The organism is Paraburkholderia sp. PAMB 6770 (assembly GCF_057748135.1).
This window is the reverse complement of record NZ_CM173239.1, coordinates 970,506-985,962: the sequence shown is the minus strand read 5'-3', so window position 1 is coordinate 985,962 and position 15,457 is coordinate 970,506. Positions and strand designations below refer to the sequence as shown.

At 63.4% G+C, this 15,457-nt stretch carries 10 protein-coding genes, 2 tRNA genes and 3 rRNA genes; 5 read left to right on the top strand and 10 right to left on the bottom strand.

The features are described 5' to 3' along the window. The first annotated feature begins 181 nt into the window (after positions 1–181). Positions 182–616, top strand: coding sequence for a universal stress protein (locus tag AC3AP7_RS21795; protein WP_487364626.1), 435 nt, complete (start codon positions 182–184; stop codon positions 614–616). Between the two features lie 69 nt (positions 617–685). On the opposite strand, the gene AC3AP7_RS21790 is transcribed toward AC3AP7_RS21795, so the two are convergent. After that, a complete protein-coding gene (locus AC3AP7_RS21790) occupies positions 686–1,300 on the bottom strand; it encodes an alpha-ketoglutarate-dependent dioxygenase AlkB family protein (protein WP_487364625.1) in 615 nt (204 codons plus the stop codon). Positions 1,301–1,495: 195 nt separating this feature from the next. Here AC3AP7_RS21790 and AC3AP7_RS21785 point away from each other — a divergent pair, with 195 nt between their 5' ends. The 3 genes from AC3AP7_RS21785 (at position 1,496) to AC3AP7_RS21775 (ending at position 4,402) form a co-directional block, all read left to right on the top strand. Continuing rightward, complete coding sequence (locus tag AC3AP7_RS21785; protein ID WP_487364624.1) at positions 1,496–2,659, top strand: metallophosphoesterase; 1,164 nt, start codon at positions 1,496–1,498, stop codon at positions 2,657–2,659. A 399-nt stretch (positions 2,660–3,058) separates the two neighbouring features. Next, positions 3,059–3,766 carry an MgtC/SapB family protein gene (locus tag AC3AP7_RS21780; protein ID WP_487364623.1) on the top strand — a complete coding sequence of 236 codons (708 nt, stop codon included), beginning with the start codon at positions 3,059–3,061 and terminating at the stop codon, positions 3,764–3,766. A 384-nt stretch (positions 3,767–4,150) separates the two neighbouring features. After that, on the top strand, positions 4,151–4,402 hold the full coding sequence (locus AC3AP7_RS21775) for a GlsB/YeaQ/YmgE family stress response membrane protein (RefSeq protein ID WP_487364622.1): 252 nt from the start codon (positions 4,151–4,153) through the stop codon (positions 4,400–4,402). A 197-nt stretch (positions 4,403–4,599) separates the two neighbouring features. On the opposite strand, the gene AC3AP7_RS21770 is transcribed toward AC3AP7_RS21775, so the two are convergent. Then, positions 4,600–5,523: a LysR family transcriptional regulator gene (locus tag AC3AP7_RS21770; protein ID WP_487364621.1), complete on the bottom strand. Its 924-nt coding sequence runs from the start codon at positions 5,521–5,523 to the stop codon at positions 4,600–4,602. Positions 5,524–5,663: 140 nt separating this feature from the next. Between AC3AP7_RS21770 and AC3AP7_RS21765 the strand changes: the two genes are divergently transcribed. After that, positions 5,664–6,374: an SDR family NAD(P)-dependent oxidoreductase gene (locus AC3AP7_RS21765; RefSeq protein WP_487364620.1), complete on the top strand. Its 711-nt coding sequence runs from the start codon at positions 5,664–5,666 to the stop codon at positions 6,372–6,374. Positions 6,375–6,485: 111 nt separating this feature from the next. Here the strand turns inward: AC3AP7_RS21765 and rrf are convergent. The 8 genes from rrf to phnA all read right to left on the bottom strand — a co-directional run bounded on the left by rrf (position 6,486) and on the right by phnA (position 15,446). Continuing rightward, positions 6,486–6,598: ribosomal RNA gene (gene rrf / locus AC3AP7_RS21760) — 5S ribosomal RNA — on the bottom strand. 164 nt (positions 6,599–6,762) lie between these two features. Then, positions 6,763–9,643, bottom strand: a 23S ribosomal RNA gene (locus AC3AP7_RS21755). 287 nt (positions 9,644–9,930) lie between these two features. Next, positions 9,931–10,006 (bottom strand) — tRNA-Ala (locus tag AC3AP7_RS21750). Positions 10,007–10,040: 34 nt separating this feature from the next. Continuing rightward, positions 10,041–10,117 (bottom strand) — tRNA-Ile (locus tag AC3AP7_RS21745). 61 nt (positions 10,118–10,178) lie between these two features. Further along, positions 10,179–11,709, bottom strand: a 16S ribosomal RNA gene (locus AC3AP7_RS21740). The 16S, 23S and 5S rRNA genes sit together here with 2 tRNA genes alongside, the layout of an rRNA operon. 443 nt (positions 11,710–12,152) lie before the next feature. Continuing rightward, the gene (locus AC3AP7_RS21735) at positions 12,153–12,716 is read right to left on the bottom strand and encodes a phosphonate degradation HD-domain oxygenase (RefSeq protein ID WP_487364619.1); all 564 of its coding nucleotides are present in this window, start codon (positions 12,714–12,716) and stop codon (positions 12,153–12,155) included. Between the two features lie 4 nt (positions 12,717–12,720). Further along, entirely contained in the window at positions 12,721–14,172 is a 1,452-nt protein-coding gene (phnY, locus tag AC3AP7_RS21730) for a phosphonoacetaldehyde dehydrogenase (protein WP_487364618.1), read from the bottom strand. Then, on the bottom strand, positions 14,169–15,446 hold the full coding sequence (phnA, locus tag AC3AP7_RS21725) for a phosphonoacetate hydrolase (protein ID WP_487364617.1): 1,278 nt from the start codon (positions 15,444–15,446) through the stop codon (positions 14,169–14,171). Before phnA ends, phnY begins: the two co-directional genes overlap by 4 nt. Positions 15,447–15,457 lie beyond the last annotated feature (11 nt).

The window sequence follows — 15,457 nt, the reverse complement described above, 5'->3', positions numbered from 1 at the left end:
GGACTCGGATTCCGTGCCCCGTCACGCGATTTTTTGATGCCATTTTTACGCGCGACCCGGCACTCTTTAGGTATCCCGTACAAACCGCCGGCTATGCTTGAGCTGAGTTCTAACCGGGCTTTAACCGATCCGGACGCCCAGACGCGACCGATCCCACCGGCGATCCTGAGGACAACCCAACATGCTGAAACTGCTGGTTCCCGTCGGCCAGTCTGCGCGGGCGTTGCAAGCCGTGCGGCACGCCGCCTTCCTGTATAACGAGCGCTGCGCCTCCGAAGTGGTGCTGGTCAACGTGCAGCCGCCGCTGGAGGCCACCCGCCTCGAAGCGTTCCACGCGCTGCCGAGACTGCGCGCGCTGGAGCAGGCGTACGCGCAGGCGGCGCTCGGGCGCGCGAGGCGCATCCTTGAAGATGCCGGCGTCAAATATTCGGTGGAGGTGCGCGTCGGGCCGCTCGTGCCGACCATCGCAAATTGCGCCGAACAGCACGGCTGCGACGAAATCGTCGTCACCGCGCCGCGCCACGACCTCTTTCACGCCTGCGCGCGGCTCGTGCATCGCAGCGTCCTCGAACGGCTCGTCAGCGTCTCGCGGGTGCCGGTGACGGCGGTCAGCTAGGCGACGGCGCGAGGGTTCAGCCGCCGGGCGCCCGGATGTCTGCGGCATTCGGCCGCGTCGCGCAGGACTTCAGCGTGGCGCGCGCCCCGCGCCGCCAGCGCGCGGCAGGATCCAGCGAAACGTCAGGTTGATCCGCTCGCCGCTCACCGCCGGTTCCTTCGGCACGCGATGCCGCCATTCGGCCTGCGTGTCGCCCCGCATCACCAGCAGGCTGCCGCCCTTGAGCGGATACGAACGCACCGTGCCGGTCCGGTTGTGGCGCAGATCGAAGCGGCGCGTGGCGCCGAGACTCACCGAGGCGATCACCGGCTGCGCGCCGAGTTCGGGCTCGTGATCCGCGTGCCACCCCATGCTGTCGATGCCGCTGCGATAGCGATTGATCAGCACGCTGTTGAAGCGGCACGCGCAGCGGGCTTCGGCAGCCGCCCTCAGCTCGGCGACCGCCGGCGTCCAGGCGGCCGGCAGGTTGCGAATCCCGGAATACACATAAACGGCGTCCGCTTCGCCCTGCCACGCGGTGAGGCGCGGCAAGGGCACGCGGCCGGCGGGCGTGCCCATCGACTCCTGCTTCCAGGCCACCTCGGCGGTCAGTTGCGCAAGGAGCCGCGCCGCATCGCCCGGCGCGAGCCAGTCGGGATACCAGTCGACCGCGGGGGCCGGAAGATCGTCAAACAGATCGAGCATGAGAACAGGCGCAGCAGACGCGATGGCGTCTCGTCAGGGGATCGCAGGAGTCCATTATGGACGCACACGCAAGCCCGCGCCCAGGCGGCACGGCCGCGCGCCCGGCAGGCGTCGCCGCATGCCGGTAGAATAAGTTGCCGTCCTCACACAACCGTGTGCGACGCGCGCCCGCGCGTCGTTCCCTGACCTCTTTCCATGCGCCGCTCATCGTTCCTCGTTCGCGTCATCGTCATTGGCGTGCTGCTGCACATTTACGTCGGCCTGCGAATCATTCCTGACCTGCCCGTTGCAACGGCCGGCCGCGGACTCGCCGGGCTCTGGCTCGTGCTGTCCTGCCTGCTGATCCCGCTCGGCATGCTCGCGCGGACCCTCGAGCGGCAACCGCTCGGCGACCGTCTCGCCTGGATCGGCCTGCTCGCGATGGGCTATTTCTCGTCTCTGCTCGTGTTCACGTTCGCGCGCGACCTGATGCTCGCGTCGCTGCTGACCGCCGACGCACTCTGGCCACACGTGCTCGCGCTCGCGCGCTGGCGCACCGGCTCGGCGGCGGCCGTGCCGCTGCTCGCGCTGCTGTCGACGGCGATCGGGCTCGTCAATGCGCGGCGCCGCGCGCGCGTCGTGTCGATCGACGTGCCGATCGACGACCTGCCGCGCGCGCTCGACGGCTTCACGATCGTGCAGATCAGCGACATCCACGTCGGCCCGACGATCAAGCGCGGCTACGTCGATGCGATCGTCGACGCGGTGAACCGGCTGAAGCCGGATCTGATCGCGGTGACGGGCGACGTCGTCGACGGCAGCGTACCGCGGCTGCGCGACCACACGCAACCGCTCGCGCGCCTGAGCGCGCGGCACGGCACGTACCTCGTCACGGGCAATCACGAGTACTACGCCGGCGCCGACGCGTGGATCGACGAGTTCCGCCGGCTCGGCCTGACCGTGCTGCTCAACCAGCACGTGGTGCTCGAGCACGAAGGCGCGCGCGCGGTGATCGCTGGCGTGACCGACTACTCCGCTGCGCATTTCGATCCCGGCCACCGCAGCGATCCGGCGGCCGCGCTTGCCGGCGCACCGGGCGACGTGCTGATCAGGGTACTGCTCGCGCACCAGCCGCGCTCGGCCGAAGCGGCGGCTCAAGCCGGCTTTACGCTGCAGTTGTCCGGACACACGCACGGCGGCCAATTTTTCCCGTGGAATTTCTTCGTGCGCCTGCAGCAGCCGTTCACGGCCGGCCTCGCGCGCCTGAACGGGCTGTGGGTGTACACGAGCCGCGGCACCGGCTACTGGGGACCGCCGAAGCGTCTCGGCGCACCGTCGGAAATCACCCGCCTGCGGCTCGTGCCCGGCGAACCCGGCTGATGCGCCGGGGCGCGCCCGGTTCGCGCCACGGCTTGCGTCGGCGGCAAAATCCCGTTGACGCGGGCAAGCGGCGCTGCCTACAATCCGTCCACTTCCCGAACCCGGCTCCCATCTTGGACAGTAGCAGTCACCGATCTACGCTGAATCGCCCGACCTGATCGGCAAGCTCGCCGTGCCAGCCTTGTCGCTGCCGCCGTCTTGCCGTCCGGGCAGACGGTGCGCGTCGCAGATTTCCCTGCATTCCGTGCGTCGTCGCTGCTTCCCAGCGAATGGCACCGCCTCGGCGCGGTGCGTCGCCGCACCCGGCTTCCCGCGCCGGGCGCGGCGGATCGATCGTGAGCCACGCTGTCACAGACGCGCGCCACACTACCCGGTCACGCTTTCGACGACCCCACGCTCATGACGCCCGAATTCGCCCTGCGGCTGCTCGCCGCCTTTTCCTGCGGCGTTGCCATCGGCCTCGAAAGGCAGATGCGGCAGCGCACGGCCGGCCTGCGCACCATCACGCTGGTCGCGAGCGGCGCGTGCCTGTTCGTCACGCTCGGCGTGCTGACCGGCAACGGTACGGCGGGCGTCACGCAGATCGCGGCCTACGTCGTGTCGGGTGTCGGCTTTCTCGGCGGCGGCGTGATCATGCGCGACAAGGGCTCGATCCAGGGCATCAATACCGCCGCGACGCTGTGGTGCTCGGCCGCGGTCGGCGTGCTGTGCGGCGCCGGACATTTCGCGCCGGCCCTGGCCGGCACCGGCATTGTGCTGCTGACCAACACGGTGTTGCGCGAGGTGAGCCGGACAATCAACGCGACGCCGGTGTCGAACGCCGATCTCGTGCGCGAATACCAGTTGGCCGTCGTATGCCGCGACGACGACGAGATCCATATCCGCACGGCGCTGCTGAATTCGCTGTATTCGACACCGCTGTCGTTCCAGAGCCTGACGAGCGAGGACGTGGCCGACGAGCCGGGCCGCATCCGCGTGACGGCCACGATCAGGCTGCATCCGAAGGACCAGCCGAAGCTCGAACTGATGGCCAGCCGCATCAGCATGGAGACGAGCGTGTCGAGCGTCAGCTGGATCGCCAGGGAAGCGGAGCCGACGCCCGAGTAGCCGTGCGCGCGACGCCGGGTTGCGCCGGCCGGCGCACGCTTGCGCGCGGACGCCGGTTCATCTATAACTTCACACGTGGACGCGGCGGCCGTCATCCGTGTGGGTCCGTGGGCCCTCGAATCCGCCGTGCATCGCGCGCCGGCTGCGCGCAACGTGCCTATGCCGCCCGAGACCGAGAACGACATGACCCAGGCGACTGCGCTTCAGCTGTCCTGCCCCGCCGCGCGTGCCGCGCCGCGCGGTCTTGCCGTCCATCGCCTCCGCCGGCGTCCGGTGCCTGTGTCAGACAATGTCAAATCCGCGTTCTGAAGGTAGACCGCACGCGGTCCGTTCGACTAAGCTTTACCCCCGTGATCATTTCACGCTAACCATGGAGTCCTGCTTATGGAACACGGTCTCATCGCATGGATCATCATCGGCGCCATTGCGGGCTGGCTCGCTGGCGTCATCGTCAAGGGCGGCGGCTTCGGTCTGATCGTCGATATCATTGTCGGGATCGTCGGCGCGTTCATCGGCGGCTGGCTGTCAGGTGTCCTGCATATCTCGCTCGGCGGGGGCTGGATCGGCTCGATCATCACCGCGGTGATCGGTGCGGTGATCCTGCTGTTCATCGTCCGGCTGGTCAAACGGGCGTAGCGCCGGCCGCCGGACCGCGCAGGCAAGTCGCTGCCCGGTCCGGCGGCCTGTTCATCCCCACGACTTTTCGTCATTGGGCGTGGCCTTGCACCAGCGGGCGCGCGCCTTCGCCTTACTTCGCTTCACTTCCCTTCACTTCACCTCGCCTCGCTGCTCATCTGCCTGTGAATACGCCCGGCCGGCCGCGCGACAGCGGATCACGACGACGACGGATAAGCCGCGCGACACAACGACATGACGACCTCGCGCAACCAGCGATGCGCCGGATCGGCATCCACACGCGGATGCCACAACGCCGAGATCGTGAGCGCCGGCGTTTGAACCGGCAGGTCGAACGCCTGGAGGCCCTGCGCGGCCGCATGGTCGCCCGCCAGCGCGTTGCCGAGACAGGATCGCGGTACCAGCGCGATCAGGTCCGAGTGGCGGGCGATCCGCATTGCGTCGGGAAATCCGGGAACGACAACGTGTATCTCGCGCTTGAGTCCGAGCACGGCGAGGGCGTCGTCGACGGGCCCGGTAAACGCGCCGCCCGGCGATGCCACGACGTGACGGCAAGCCGCATAGCGTTCGGGTGTCACCTCCTGCCCCGTCAGAAGCGGATGCCCCGCGCGCGCGACACCCACGAACCGGTCGTGGAAGAGAAATTGCGTCCGCATCTCCGGCGCTAATGTATCGATCACGCCGATTTCCAGATCGACCCGCCCTTCCCGCAGCGGCGCGACATCCTTGTTCGGCTTCGGCGCGAAGCGAAGACGGACGTGCGGAGCGGCCTCGGCGACGGCCGTCAGCAAGGGCACGGAAAAGAACGCAACAAAGGCCTCGTTTGCGCGGAGGGTAAACGTCAACGCGAGCGATGCGACGTCGAAGCGACCGGCAGGCGGTCGAAGGACCGTCTGGACGTCCTGGGTCAATGCGCGGACGCGATCGCGCAACGCGGCCGCGTGCGGCGTCGGCACGAGGCCTCGCCCCGCGCGCACGAGGAGCGGATCGCCGGTTGCCGAGCGCAGCCGTGCGAGCGTGCGGCTCATCGCGGACGCACTCAGTCCAAGACGGTGAGCAGCCCGGGTGACGCTGCCTTCGGCCAGCAGCGCATCGAGCGCGACGAGGAGATTCAGGTCCATGTTGTCCATCCCGCGAGCATAACCGATCCGCCTCGACGGACATGGCGTGGAACGCAACTGACGATTGCATTCTGTGCGTCTTGTGCATACCGGGGACGTGTGCCACGATCGCCGTCGATTGGTGAACAAAGGACACGCTTATGTCGACAACTTCTTCCCGCCCAACTATCCTCATCGTCGGCGCATCACGTGGCCTGGGTCATGCGATGGCCGAGGAATTCGTGAAAAGGGGATGGCACGTGACTGGCACCGTCCGCGAGGGAGCCTCCGGGACGCCGCTGCACGATCTCGCCGACCAGTACCACGAGCACGTCGAAATCGAGGTTCTGGATGTCTGCCGGCCGGATCAGCTTGCCGCGCTGAAACACCGCCTGCTGGGCAGGGTGTTCGATATCCTGTTTGTCAACGCAGGAACAACCAACGCAGATCCGGAGCAGACGATCGGCGAAGTATCGACCGAGGATTTCATGCACGTCATGCTCACCAACGCGCTTGGGCCGATGCGCGCCGTTGAAGGTCTCGAAGCGTACGTCGCCCCGGCGGGGCTGATTGGCGTGATGTCATCCGGGCAAGGCAGTGTGGGCAACAACGAGAAGGGTGGGCGCGAGCTGTATCGTGGCAGCAAGGCAGCATTGAACATGTTCATGCGTAGCTTTGCAGGCCGCCACGGGGATTCGGCACGCGCAATGACGCTAATGGCGCCGGGATGGATCCGCACCGCGCTGGGCGGCCCGGATGCGCCATTCGGTATTGAGGAGAACGTACCGGGTCTCGTGGACGTGTTGCTATCGAAGCGGGGTACGCCGGGCTTGCAGTACGTCGATTATCTCGGTCGTACCGTTCCCTGGTAGTTCGATATGCGCTGGAATCCAGACGCGCGGATTGACGGCGCGCATGTCCAGTCCGTAAACGGCCGAACCCCGCCACGGAGGTGGACGGGGTTCGGAGCGAGGGCATGAGGAGCCTGACGATTACCTACTTTCACACGGGAATCCGCACTATCATCGGCGTGGAGTCGTTTCACGGTCCTGTTCGGGATGGGAAGGGGTGGGACCGACTCGCTATGGTCATCAGGCATGACGGGTTGCTGCGTCGCCGGCACGGCGCCGCAGCCAATCGGGAAGAAGCGTAAAGAGGGATGCTGAAGCGGGGTTGCGTTGTTTCAGGCACAACACGCGATCTCAACCCGGGTGGTCTGCCGCGCATCCCGGTTCGGGGGCGGCGAAACACACCGGTTATAGGATCAAGCCTTACGGGCAATTAGTATCAGTTAGCTTAACGCATTACTGCGCTTCCACACCTGACCTATCAACGTCCTGGTCTTGAACGACCCTTCAAGGGGCTCGAAGCCCCGGGGAAGTCTCATCTTGAGGCGAGTTTCCCGCTTAGATGCTTTCAGCGGTTATCTCTTCCGAACATAGCTACCCGGCGATGCCACTGGCGTGACAACCGGTACACCAGAGGTTCGTCCACTCCGGTCCTCTCGTACTAGGAGCAGGCCCCCTCAAACTTCCAGCGCCCACGGCAGATAGGGACCAAACTGTCTCACGACGTTTTAAACCCAGCTCACGTACCTCTTTAAATGGCGAACAGCCATACCCTTGGGACCGGCTACAGCCCCAGGATGAGATGAGCCGACATCGAGGTGCCAAACACCGCCGTCGATATGAACTCTTGGGCGGTATCAGCCTGTTATCCCCAGAGTACCTTTTATCCGTTGAGCGATGGCCCTTCCATACAGAACCACCGGATCACTATGACCTGCTTTCGCACCTGTTCGACTTGTCAGTCTCACAGTCAAGCACGCTTATGCCATTGCACTATCAGCACGATTTCCGACCGTACCTAGCGTACCTTCGTACTCCTCCGTTACACTTTGGGAGGAGACCGCCCCAGTCAAACTGCCTGCCATGCACTGTCCCCAGACCCGCTTCAGGGCCCAAGGTTAGAACCTCAAACAAGCCAGGGTGGTATTTCAAGGACGGCTCCACGCAAACTGGCGTTCACGCTTCACAGCCTCCCACCTATCCTACACAGGCCGGTTCAAAGTCCAATGCAAAGCTGCAGTAAAGGTTCATGGGGTCTTTCCGTCTAGCCGCGGGGAGATTGCATCATCACAAACACTTCAACTTCGCTGAGTCTCGGGAGGAGACAGTGTGGCCATCGTTACGCCATTCGTGCAGGTCGGAACTTACCCGACAAGGAATTTCGCTACCTTAGGACCGTTATAGTTACGGCCGCCGTTTACCGGGACTTCAATCAAGAGCTTGCACCCCATCATTTAATCTTCCGGCACCGGGCAGGCGTCACACCCTATACGTCCACTTTCGTGTTTGCAGAGTGCTGTGTTTTTATTAAACAGTCGCAGCCACCAGTTTATTGCAACCCTTTCACCCTCCAGGCGCAGGCCTGTCAAGCTACAAGGGCGTACCTTATCCCGAAGTTACGGTACCAGTTTGCCGAGTTCCTTCTCCCGAGTTCTCTCAAGCGCCTTGGAATACTCATCTCGCCCACCTGTGTCGGTTTGCGGTACGGTCAATGTGAAACTGAAGCTTAGAGGCTTTTCCTGGAACCCCTTCCAGTTGCTTCGCTTCCGGAGAAGCTCGCGCCACGCCCTTGAATCCCGTGCCCGGATTTGCCAGAGCACCTTCTCCAACGCAGCGACCGGGACTTCCAACACCCGGACAACCTTCCGCGATCCGTCCCCCCATCGCATTTCACACTGGTGCAGGAATATTGACCTGCTTCCCATCAGCTACGCATTTCTGCCTCGCCTTAGGGGCCGACTCACCCTACGCCGATGAACGTTGCGTAGGAAACCTTGGGCTTACGGCGAGGGGGCCTTTCACCCCCTTTATCGCTACTCATGTCAGCATTCGCACTTCCGATACCTCCAGCACACCTTCCGGTGCACCTTCGCAGGCTTACGGAACGCTCTCCTACCATGCACATTGCTGTGCATCCGCAGCTTCGGTATATGGCTTAGCCCCGTTACATCTTCCGCGCAGGACGACTCGATCAGTGAGCTATTACGCTTTCTTTAAAGGGTGGCTGCTTCTAAGCCAACCTCCTGACTGTTTTAGCCTTCCCACTTCGTTTCCCACTTAGCCATATTTCGGGACCTTAGCTGGCGGTCTGGGTTGTTTCCCTCTTGACACCGGACGTTAGCACCCGATGTCTGTCTCCCGTGATTGCACTCTTCGGTATTCGGAGTTTGCTATGGCGAGGTAATCCGCAATGGACCCCTCAACCATGACAGTGCTCTACCCCCGAAGGTGATACACGAGGCACTACCTAAATAGTTTTCGGAGAGAACCAGCTATTTCCAGGTTTGTTTAGCCTTTCACCCCTATCCACAGCTCATCCCCTAACTTTTCAACGTTAGTGGGTTCGGCCCTCCAGCACGTGTTACCGTGCCTTCAGCCTGGCCATGGATAGATCACCTGGTTTCGGGTCTACACCCAGCGACTGGACGCCCTGTTCGGACTCGCTTTCGCTACGCCTGCCCTATTCGGTTAAGCTCGCCACTGAATGTAAGTCGCTGACCCATTATACAAAAGGTACGCCGTCACCCCTTGCGAGGCTCCGACTGTTTGTATGCATGCGGTTTCAGGATCTCTTTCACTCCCCTCCCGGGGTTCTTTTCGCCTTTCCCTCACGGTACTGGTTCACTATCGGTCGATCACGAGTATTTAGCCTTGGAGGATGGTCCCCCCATCTTCAGACAGGATTTCACGTGTCCCGCCCTACTTGTCGTACACCCAGTTCTTCCACACTGCCTTCGCCTACGGGGCTATCACCCACTATGGCCGCACTTTCCAGAGCGTTCAGCTGACAATGCAGATAAAGAGTACAGGCTGCTCCCATTTCGCTCGCCACTACTCTGGGAATCTCGGTTGATTTCTTTTCCTGCGGCTACTTAGATGTTTCAGTTCGCCGCGTTCGCTTCACATGGCCTATGTATTCAGCCACGGATACTCCATTCGGAGTGGGTTTCCCCATTCGGACATCTGCGGATCAAAGCTCGTTTGCCAGCTCCCCGCAGCTTTTCGCAGGCTACCGCGTCCTTCATCGCCTGTGATCGCCAAGGCATCCACCACATGCACTTGTTCGCTTGACCCTATAACAGGTGTGTCTCTTCCGACACCTTCCCGCTACAGGTTGAGTTTTCGCGTTGTGCCGTATTCCACTGCCCTCTTCCGAGGGCCCTGAGATACATCGATACAATCACAACCCTGATTCACCTACTCGCATCCATCTCGAGATGCTTTCGGCCAATCTCTTTACTACTTCTTCCTGATTGTTAAAGAACGACAGCCGGCGCACACCCTGTGCGCGCCGCCATGACTGGCTCAATCGCCAATGCACGCAGGCCCTGCCACCGCAGGCGCTTCGTGCATTGAGGACTGGTGGAGGCAGACGGGATCGAACCGACGACCCCCTGCTTGCAAAGCAGGTGCTCTCCCAGCTGAGCTATGCCCCCCATGTCTTCCCCCAGGGGCCCGCCTCCGACAGATTGGTGGGTCTGGCTGGATTCGAACCAGCGACCCCCGCCTTATCAAGACGGTGCTCTAACCAACTGAGCTACAGACCCCTGAGTCTGTCATGCCTACAGCCGATAAGCGTGAGCACTTGCGCCATGGCGCAGGCTCTGGAAAGGAGGTGATCCAGCCGCACCTTCCGATACGGCTACCTTGTTACGACTTCACCCCAGTCATGAATCCTGCCGTGGTGACCGTCCTCCTTGCGGTTAGACTAGCCACTTCTGGCAAAACCCACTCCCATGGTGTGACGGGCGGTGTGTACAAGACCCGGGAACGTATTCACCGCGGCATGCTGATCCGCGATTACTAGCGATTCCAGCTTCACGCACTCGAGTTGCAGAGTGCGATCCGGACTACGACCGGTTTTCTGGGATTGGCTCCACCTCGCGGCTTGGCTACCCTCTGTTCCGACCATTGTATGACGTGTGAAGCCCTACCCATAAGGGCCATGAGGACTTGACGTCATCCCCACCTTCCTCCGGTTTGTCACCGGCAGTCTCCCTGGAGTGCTCTTGCGTAGCAACTAGGGACAAGGGTTGCGCTCGTTGCGGGACTTAACCCAACATCTCACGACACGAGCTGACGACAGCCATGCAGCACCTGTGTGACGGCTCCCTTTCGGGCACCCCCACCTCTCAGCGGGGTTCCATCCATGTCAAGGGTAGGTAAGGTTTTTCGCGTTGCATCGAATTAATCCACATCATCCACCGCTTGTGCGGGTCCCCGTCAATTCCTTTGAGTTTTAATCTTGCGACCGTACTCCCCAGGCGGTCAACTTCACGCGTTAGCTACGTTACCAAGCCAATGAAGGCCCGACAACCAGTTGACATCGTTTAGGGCGTGGACTACCAGGGTATCTAATCCTGTTTGCTCCCCACGCTTTCGTGCATGAGCGTCAGTATTGGCCCAGGGGGCTGCCTTCGCCATCGGTGTTCCTCCACATCTCTACGCATTTCACTGCTACACGTGGAATTCCACCCCCCTCTGCCATACTCCAGCGCTGCAGTCACCAATGCAGTTCCCAGGTTAAGCCCGGGGATTTCACATCGGTCTTACAGCACCGCCTGCGCACGCTTTACGCCCAGTAATTCCGATTAACGCTCGCACCCTACGTATTACCGCGGCTGCTGGCACGTAGTTAGCCGGTGCTTATTCTTCCGGTACCGTCATCCCCACGAGGTATTAGCTCAAAGGTTTTCTTTCCGGACAAAAGTGCTTTACAACCCGAAGGCCTTCTTCACACACGCGGCATTGCTGGATCAGGGTTGCCCCCATTGTCCAAAATTCCCCACTGCTGCCTCCCGTAGGAGTCTGGGCCGTGTCTCAGTCCCAGTGTGGCTGGTCGTCCTCTCAGACCAGCTACAGATCGTCGCCTTGGTAGGCCTTTACCCCACCAACTAGCTAATCTGCCATCGGCCGCCCCTGTAGCGCGAGGCCCGAAGGTCCCCCGCTTTCATCCACAGATCGTATGCGGTATTAATCCGGCTTTCGCCGGGCTATCCCCCACTACTGGACACGTTCCGATGTATTACTCACCCGTTCGCCACTCGCCGCCAGGCCGAAGCCCGCGCTGCCGTCCGACTTGCATGTGTAAGGCATGCCGCCAGCGTTCAATCTGAGCCAGGATCAAACTCTTCAGTTCAAACCTGTTACTGTTTTCGGTTCCGCGGTCTCCCGCTAAACCGGTCGCTCACTCAACGTACTGACGTTGTGGCCAGGCCCTGCCCCTTGACGAAGCAGCCCTGACCTTCCTTTCAATACTGTGTGAGACACTTTGATACTTTTGCCCTGCGCGCGGCTCTTGCGAACCCCGCGCTGCGCGCCCTGCATCAAGTGCCCACACTTATCGGCTGTATGTTTTTAAAGAACATTCGCTGCGTGCTGCGCCCCGCTACTGCCCTGTTCACTCCGGCGCTGCTTCGCTGCGTTGCTGCGTCTGCAGCAGAGAAACGAGATTATGCAGAACCTCCTCCCCCCCGTCAACTCCACCTGCGAAAAAATTTGCAGCCCAGTGACGATCGCGTGAAAACTGTGTGACCAGGTGGTTCTGTTTTTACGCAGCGGCGCGGCACCTGCATGCGTGCGTCACTGCATCGCCTGATGCGCGTCCATCACGCGCGCCACCACGGCAAGATAATGATCGAGATCCGGCGTCGTCCGGTTTGCCACCTTCGCCTGATCGTCCCAGCGGCGCAGACGCAACGCGTCCTGCGCAAACGGCTTGCCGAGGAAAGCGTCGGCCTCCTCGCGGCCGAACACGCCGCCCTGCAACGCCAGGCTGCGCACGGAATCCGGCGACAGACGGCCGAAGTATCCCTCGTCGATCGCACACAGGCAGCGCTTCGCATCGACGTGCAGCCGGATCGGCTCAAGCACCGCATCGGGCAGGATCGGCCGCAGGAACGGCAGCGCGTAATACTGATGCAGATCGTCGACCCCGCGCGCGGTCGGCGTCGCGCCCCGCCGGTTCAGCAGATGCCCGAGATCGTGCAGGAAAGCCGCGGCGATCAGTTCCTCATGCGCCCCGTCCCGCTCGGCAAGCGCCGCGCTCTGCAGCGCATGCTCGCGCTGGGTGACCGGCTCGCCGCTGTAGGCGAGATTGCCGTGCGACTCGAACAGCGCACGGATATCGTCCAGATTCAGTGCCACGCCTTCACTCCCACGGTAACGAAAACGTCTTGAGGTTCGTGAAGCTTTTCATCGCCTCCTGCACCCCTTCCTTGTAGCCGAGCCCGGAATCCTTGATGCCGCCGAACGGCGTCATCTCGATCCGGTAGCCCGGCACTTCCCATACGTTGACGGTGCCGACCCGCAACTCGTTGACGAGGCGCGTGATCGCATCCTGGCGGTTCGTGCACACGCCCGAGGACAGCCCGAACGCGGTGCCGTTGCTGATCCGGATCGCGTCGTCGAGCGAATCGAACGTGATGACCGGCGACACCGGCCCGAACGTCTCCTCGCGCACCAGCGTCATTGCGGGATCGACCCGGTCGAGCACGGTCGGCGCGTACAGCGCGCCGCGCCGCTGGTTTCCGGACAGCAGCCGCGCCCCTCGCGCGACGGCTTCGTTCACGCGCGCCTCGAACAGCCGCGCCGCCGCCTCGTCGATCACGGTGCCCATCTGGTTCGACGCATCGAACGGGTCGCCATAGGTCCATGCGCGCGTGAGTTCGACGACGCGCTCCGTGAAACCCGCCGCCACGCTCTTTTGCACCAGCATCCGCTTGACTGCCGTGCAGCGCTGCCCGGAGTTCCTGTACGAGCCCTGGACCGCGAGCGCGGCGGCGCGATCGAGATCCGCATCGTCGAGCACGATCAGCGGATCGTTGCCGCCGAGTTCGAGCACGACGCGTCGATACCCCGCCTTCGCCGCGATGTATTTGCCGATCGCGACGCCGCCCGTGAACGTCACGAGCTCTGCCAGCGGATGCGTGATCAGTTCGTCGCCGATCTCGCGCGGATCGCCGGTCAGCACCTGCAGCATCGGTTCCGGCAGGCCCGCCTCGTAGAGAATGTCGGCCAGCATGAACGCCGACAGCGGCACCTTCTCGGACGGCTTCAGCAGCACGCGGTTATTGGTCGCGATCGCCGGCGCGATCTTGTGCGCGACCTGGTTCATCGGATGATTGAACGGCGTGATCGCGACGATCACGCCCGCGAGCGGCTCGCGCTGCGAAAACACGCGCCGCTTCCTGCCGTGCGGCGTCAGATCGCACGAGAAGCTCTGACTGTCGTCGCGCAGCGTTTCGATCGACGCGAACTTCAGCACGTCCGACACCCGCCCGATCTCGTAGCGCGCATCCTGTATGGACAGTCCCGATTCGAGCGCGATCAGATCGGCGGCCGCGTCGGCGCGCGCGCGCAGCAGAGCGGCGGCGCGTTCGAGGATCTGCGCGCGCTCGTAGCGCGTGAGCTTCGCCTCGTAGGCGCCGGCATACGCGAACGCCGCGCGCACGTCGTCGACGCTTGCCATCGGCACCGTTCCCGCGCGCAGCCCCGAATACGGATCGAACACGTCGAGCGTGCGCGCGCGCGGCGCGCGTTCGCCGGCGAGCCGCAGGGTTTCGGCCCGGAAAGCCGGATGATCGGTCACTGCGGCGCTCATGCTGTCTCCACGTGGTTCAGGGCGAGGTCGAATACGTCGAAATTGCGCAGCCGCCGGCCCGCGGCGAGTCCGTCGAGGCGCCGGTTGAACAGCAGCGGCACCTGCTGCTCGGACAATCCGCCGTGGGAGCGCAGCGGCACCGTGAGTCCCGAGAGATCGTGCGCATCGCGCCGCGTGCCGAGCACGACGTCGCGCCGGCCGATCACGACGATGTCGCCGACGCGGTCGTTCGGCAACGCGAAGCGCTCGCAGGCCGCGTCGTTGGGAAGCACGAGCTCGACGCCGTCGAGTGCCGCGAGCCGCGCGATCACGCCGGGCACGTCGGCGCCGGCCGGCAGGTAGATCGTCGCGAACGAGCCCAGGGCGCCGTGATGCACGACGTAGGGATCCGTGATCGGCAGGATCACGCGCGCGGAGCCCACGCCGAGCCACGCATCCAGCGGGTCCTGCAGGTAGATCACGTTCGGCTCGCCGGTGCGCGGATCGTGCTTCGCGTTCATCCCGTGATCGGCGGTCAGGGCGATCACCCAGCCGAGCGCATCGAGTTGCGCGAGGTAGCGATCCATCATCGCATGGAACGCATTCGCGCCTTCGGTGCCGGGCGCGCATTTGTGCTGGACATAGTCGGTGGTCGACAGATACATCAGGTCGAGACGGCGCGTCTGCGCAAGCCGCACGCCTGCCGCGAACACGAACTCGGACAGCGCGGCGCTGTAGACGTCCGGCACCGGCAAGCCGACCTGCGCGGGCACGTCGCCGATGCCGTTGTCCTCCGGCGTCGCGGCATCTGCTTTCTCGGCCGAAAAGCAGATGCCCGCCATCCGCCAGCCGAGCAGGCGGCGCAGCTTGTCTTTCGCGGTGACCACCGCGACCGCCGCGCCGGCCTCGGCCGCGGCCGCGAGCAGCGTTCCCGCGCGCAGATAGGCGGGATCGTTCATCATCACCTCGGCGCCCGCGCCGCCGTTGGCGAGCGGATCCCAGAAGTAGTTGCCGCAGATGCCGTGCACCGACGGCGGCACGCCGCAGACGATCGACAGGTTGTTCGGGTTCGTGAACGACGGCATCACGCAGTCGCCCCGCAGCGCCGTGCCCGTCTCCATGATCGTGCCGACGAACGGCGCGACGCCCGCCGCCACCGCGGCCTCCAGGTAATCGTATTCGCAGCCGTCGATACACACGACGACCGTAGGCTGCGCCGGCAGCCGGTAGGTCCGGCCGTTTACTTCAATGCACGTGCCAGTGCACGTGCCGGTCGTATCGGTCTGACTGGACATCGCCCTCTTCC

Bases quoted from the DNA above. Each gene is read 5' to 3' on its own strand.
- AC3AP7_RS21795 (WP_487364626.1), top strand. From the start codon at position 182: ATGCTGAAACTGCTGGTTCCCGTCGGCCAGTCTGCGCGGGCGTTGCAA.
- AC3AP7_RS21790 (WP_487364625.1), bottom strand. From the start codon at position 1,300: ATGCTCGATCTGTTTGACGATCTTCCGGCCCCCGCGGTCGACTGGTAT.
- AC3AP7_RS21785 (WP_487364624.1), top strand. From the start codon at position 1,496: ATGCGCCGCTCATCGTTCCTCGTTCGCGTCATCGTCATTGGCGTGCTG.
- AC3AP7_RS21780 (WP_487364623.1), top strand. From the start codon at position 3,059: ATGACGCCCGAATTCGCCCTGCGGCTGCTCGCCGCCTTTTCCTGCGGC.
- AC3AP7_RS21775 (WP_487364622.1), top strand. From the start codon at position 4,151: ATGGAACACGGTCTCATCGCATGGATCATCATCGGCGCCATTGCGGGC.
- AC3AP7_RS21770 (WP_487364621.1), bottom strand. From the start codon at position 5,523: ATGGACCTGAATCTCCTCGTCGCGCTCGATGCGCTGCTGGCCGAAGGC.
- AC3AP7_RS21765 (WP_487364620.1), top strand. From the start codon at position 5,664: ATGTCGACAACTTCTTCCCGCCCAACTATCCTCATCGTCGGCGCATCA.
- phnY (WP_487364618.1), bottom strand. From the start codon at position 14,172: ATGAGCGCCGCAGTGACCGATCATCCGGCTTTCCGGGCCGAAACCCTG.
- phnA (WP_487364617.1), bottom strand. From the start codon at position 15,446: ATGTCCAGTCAGACCGATACGACCGGCACGTGCACTGGCACGTGCATT.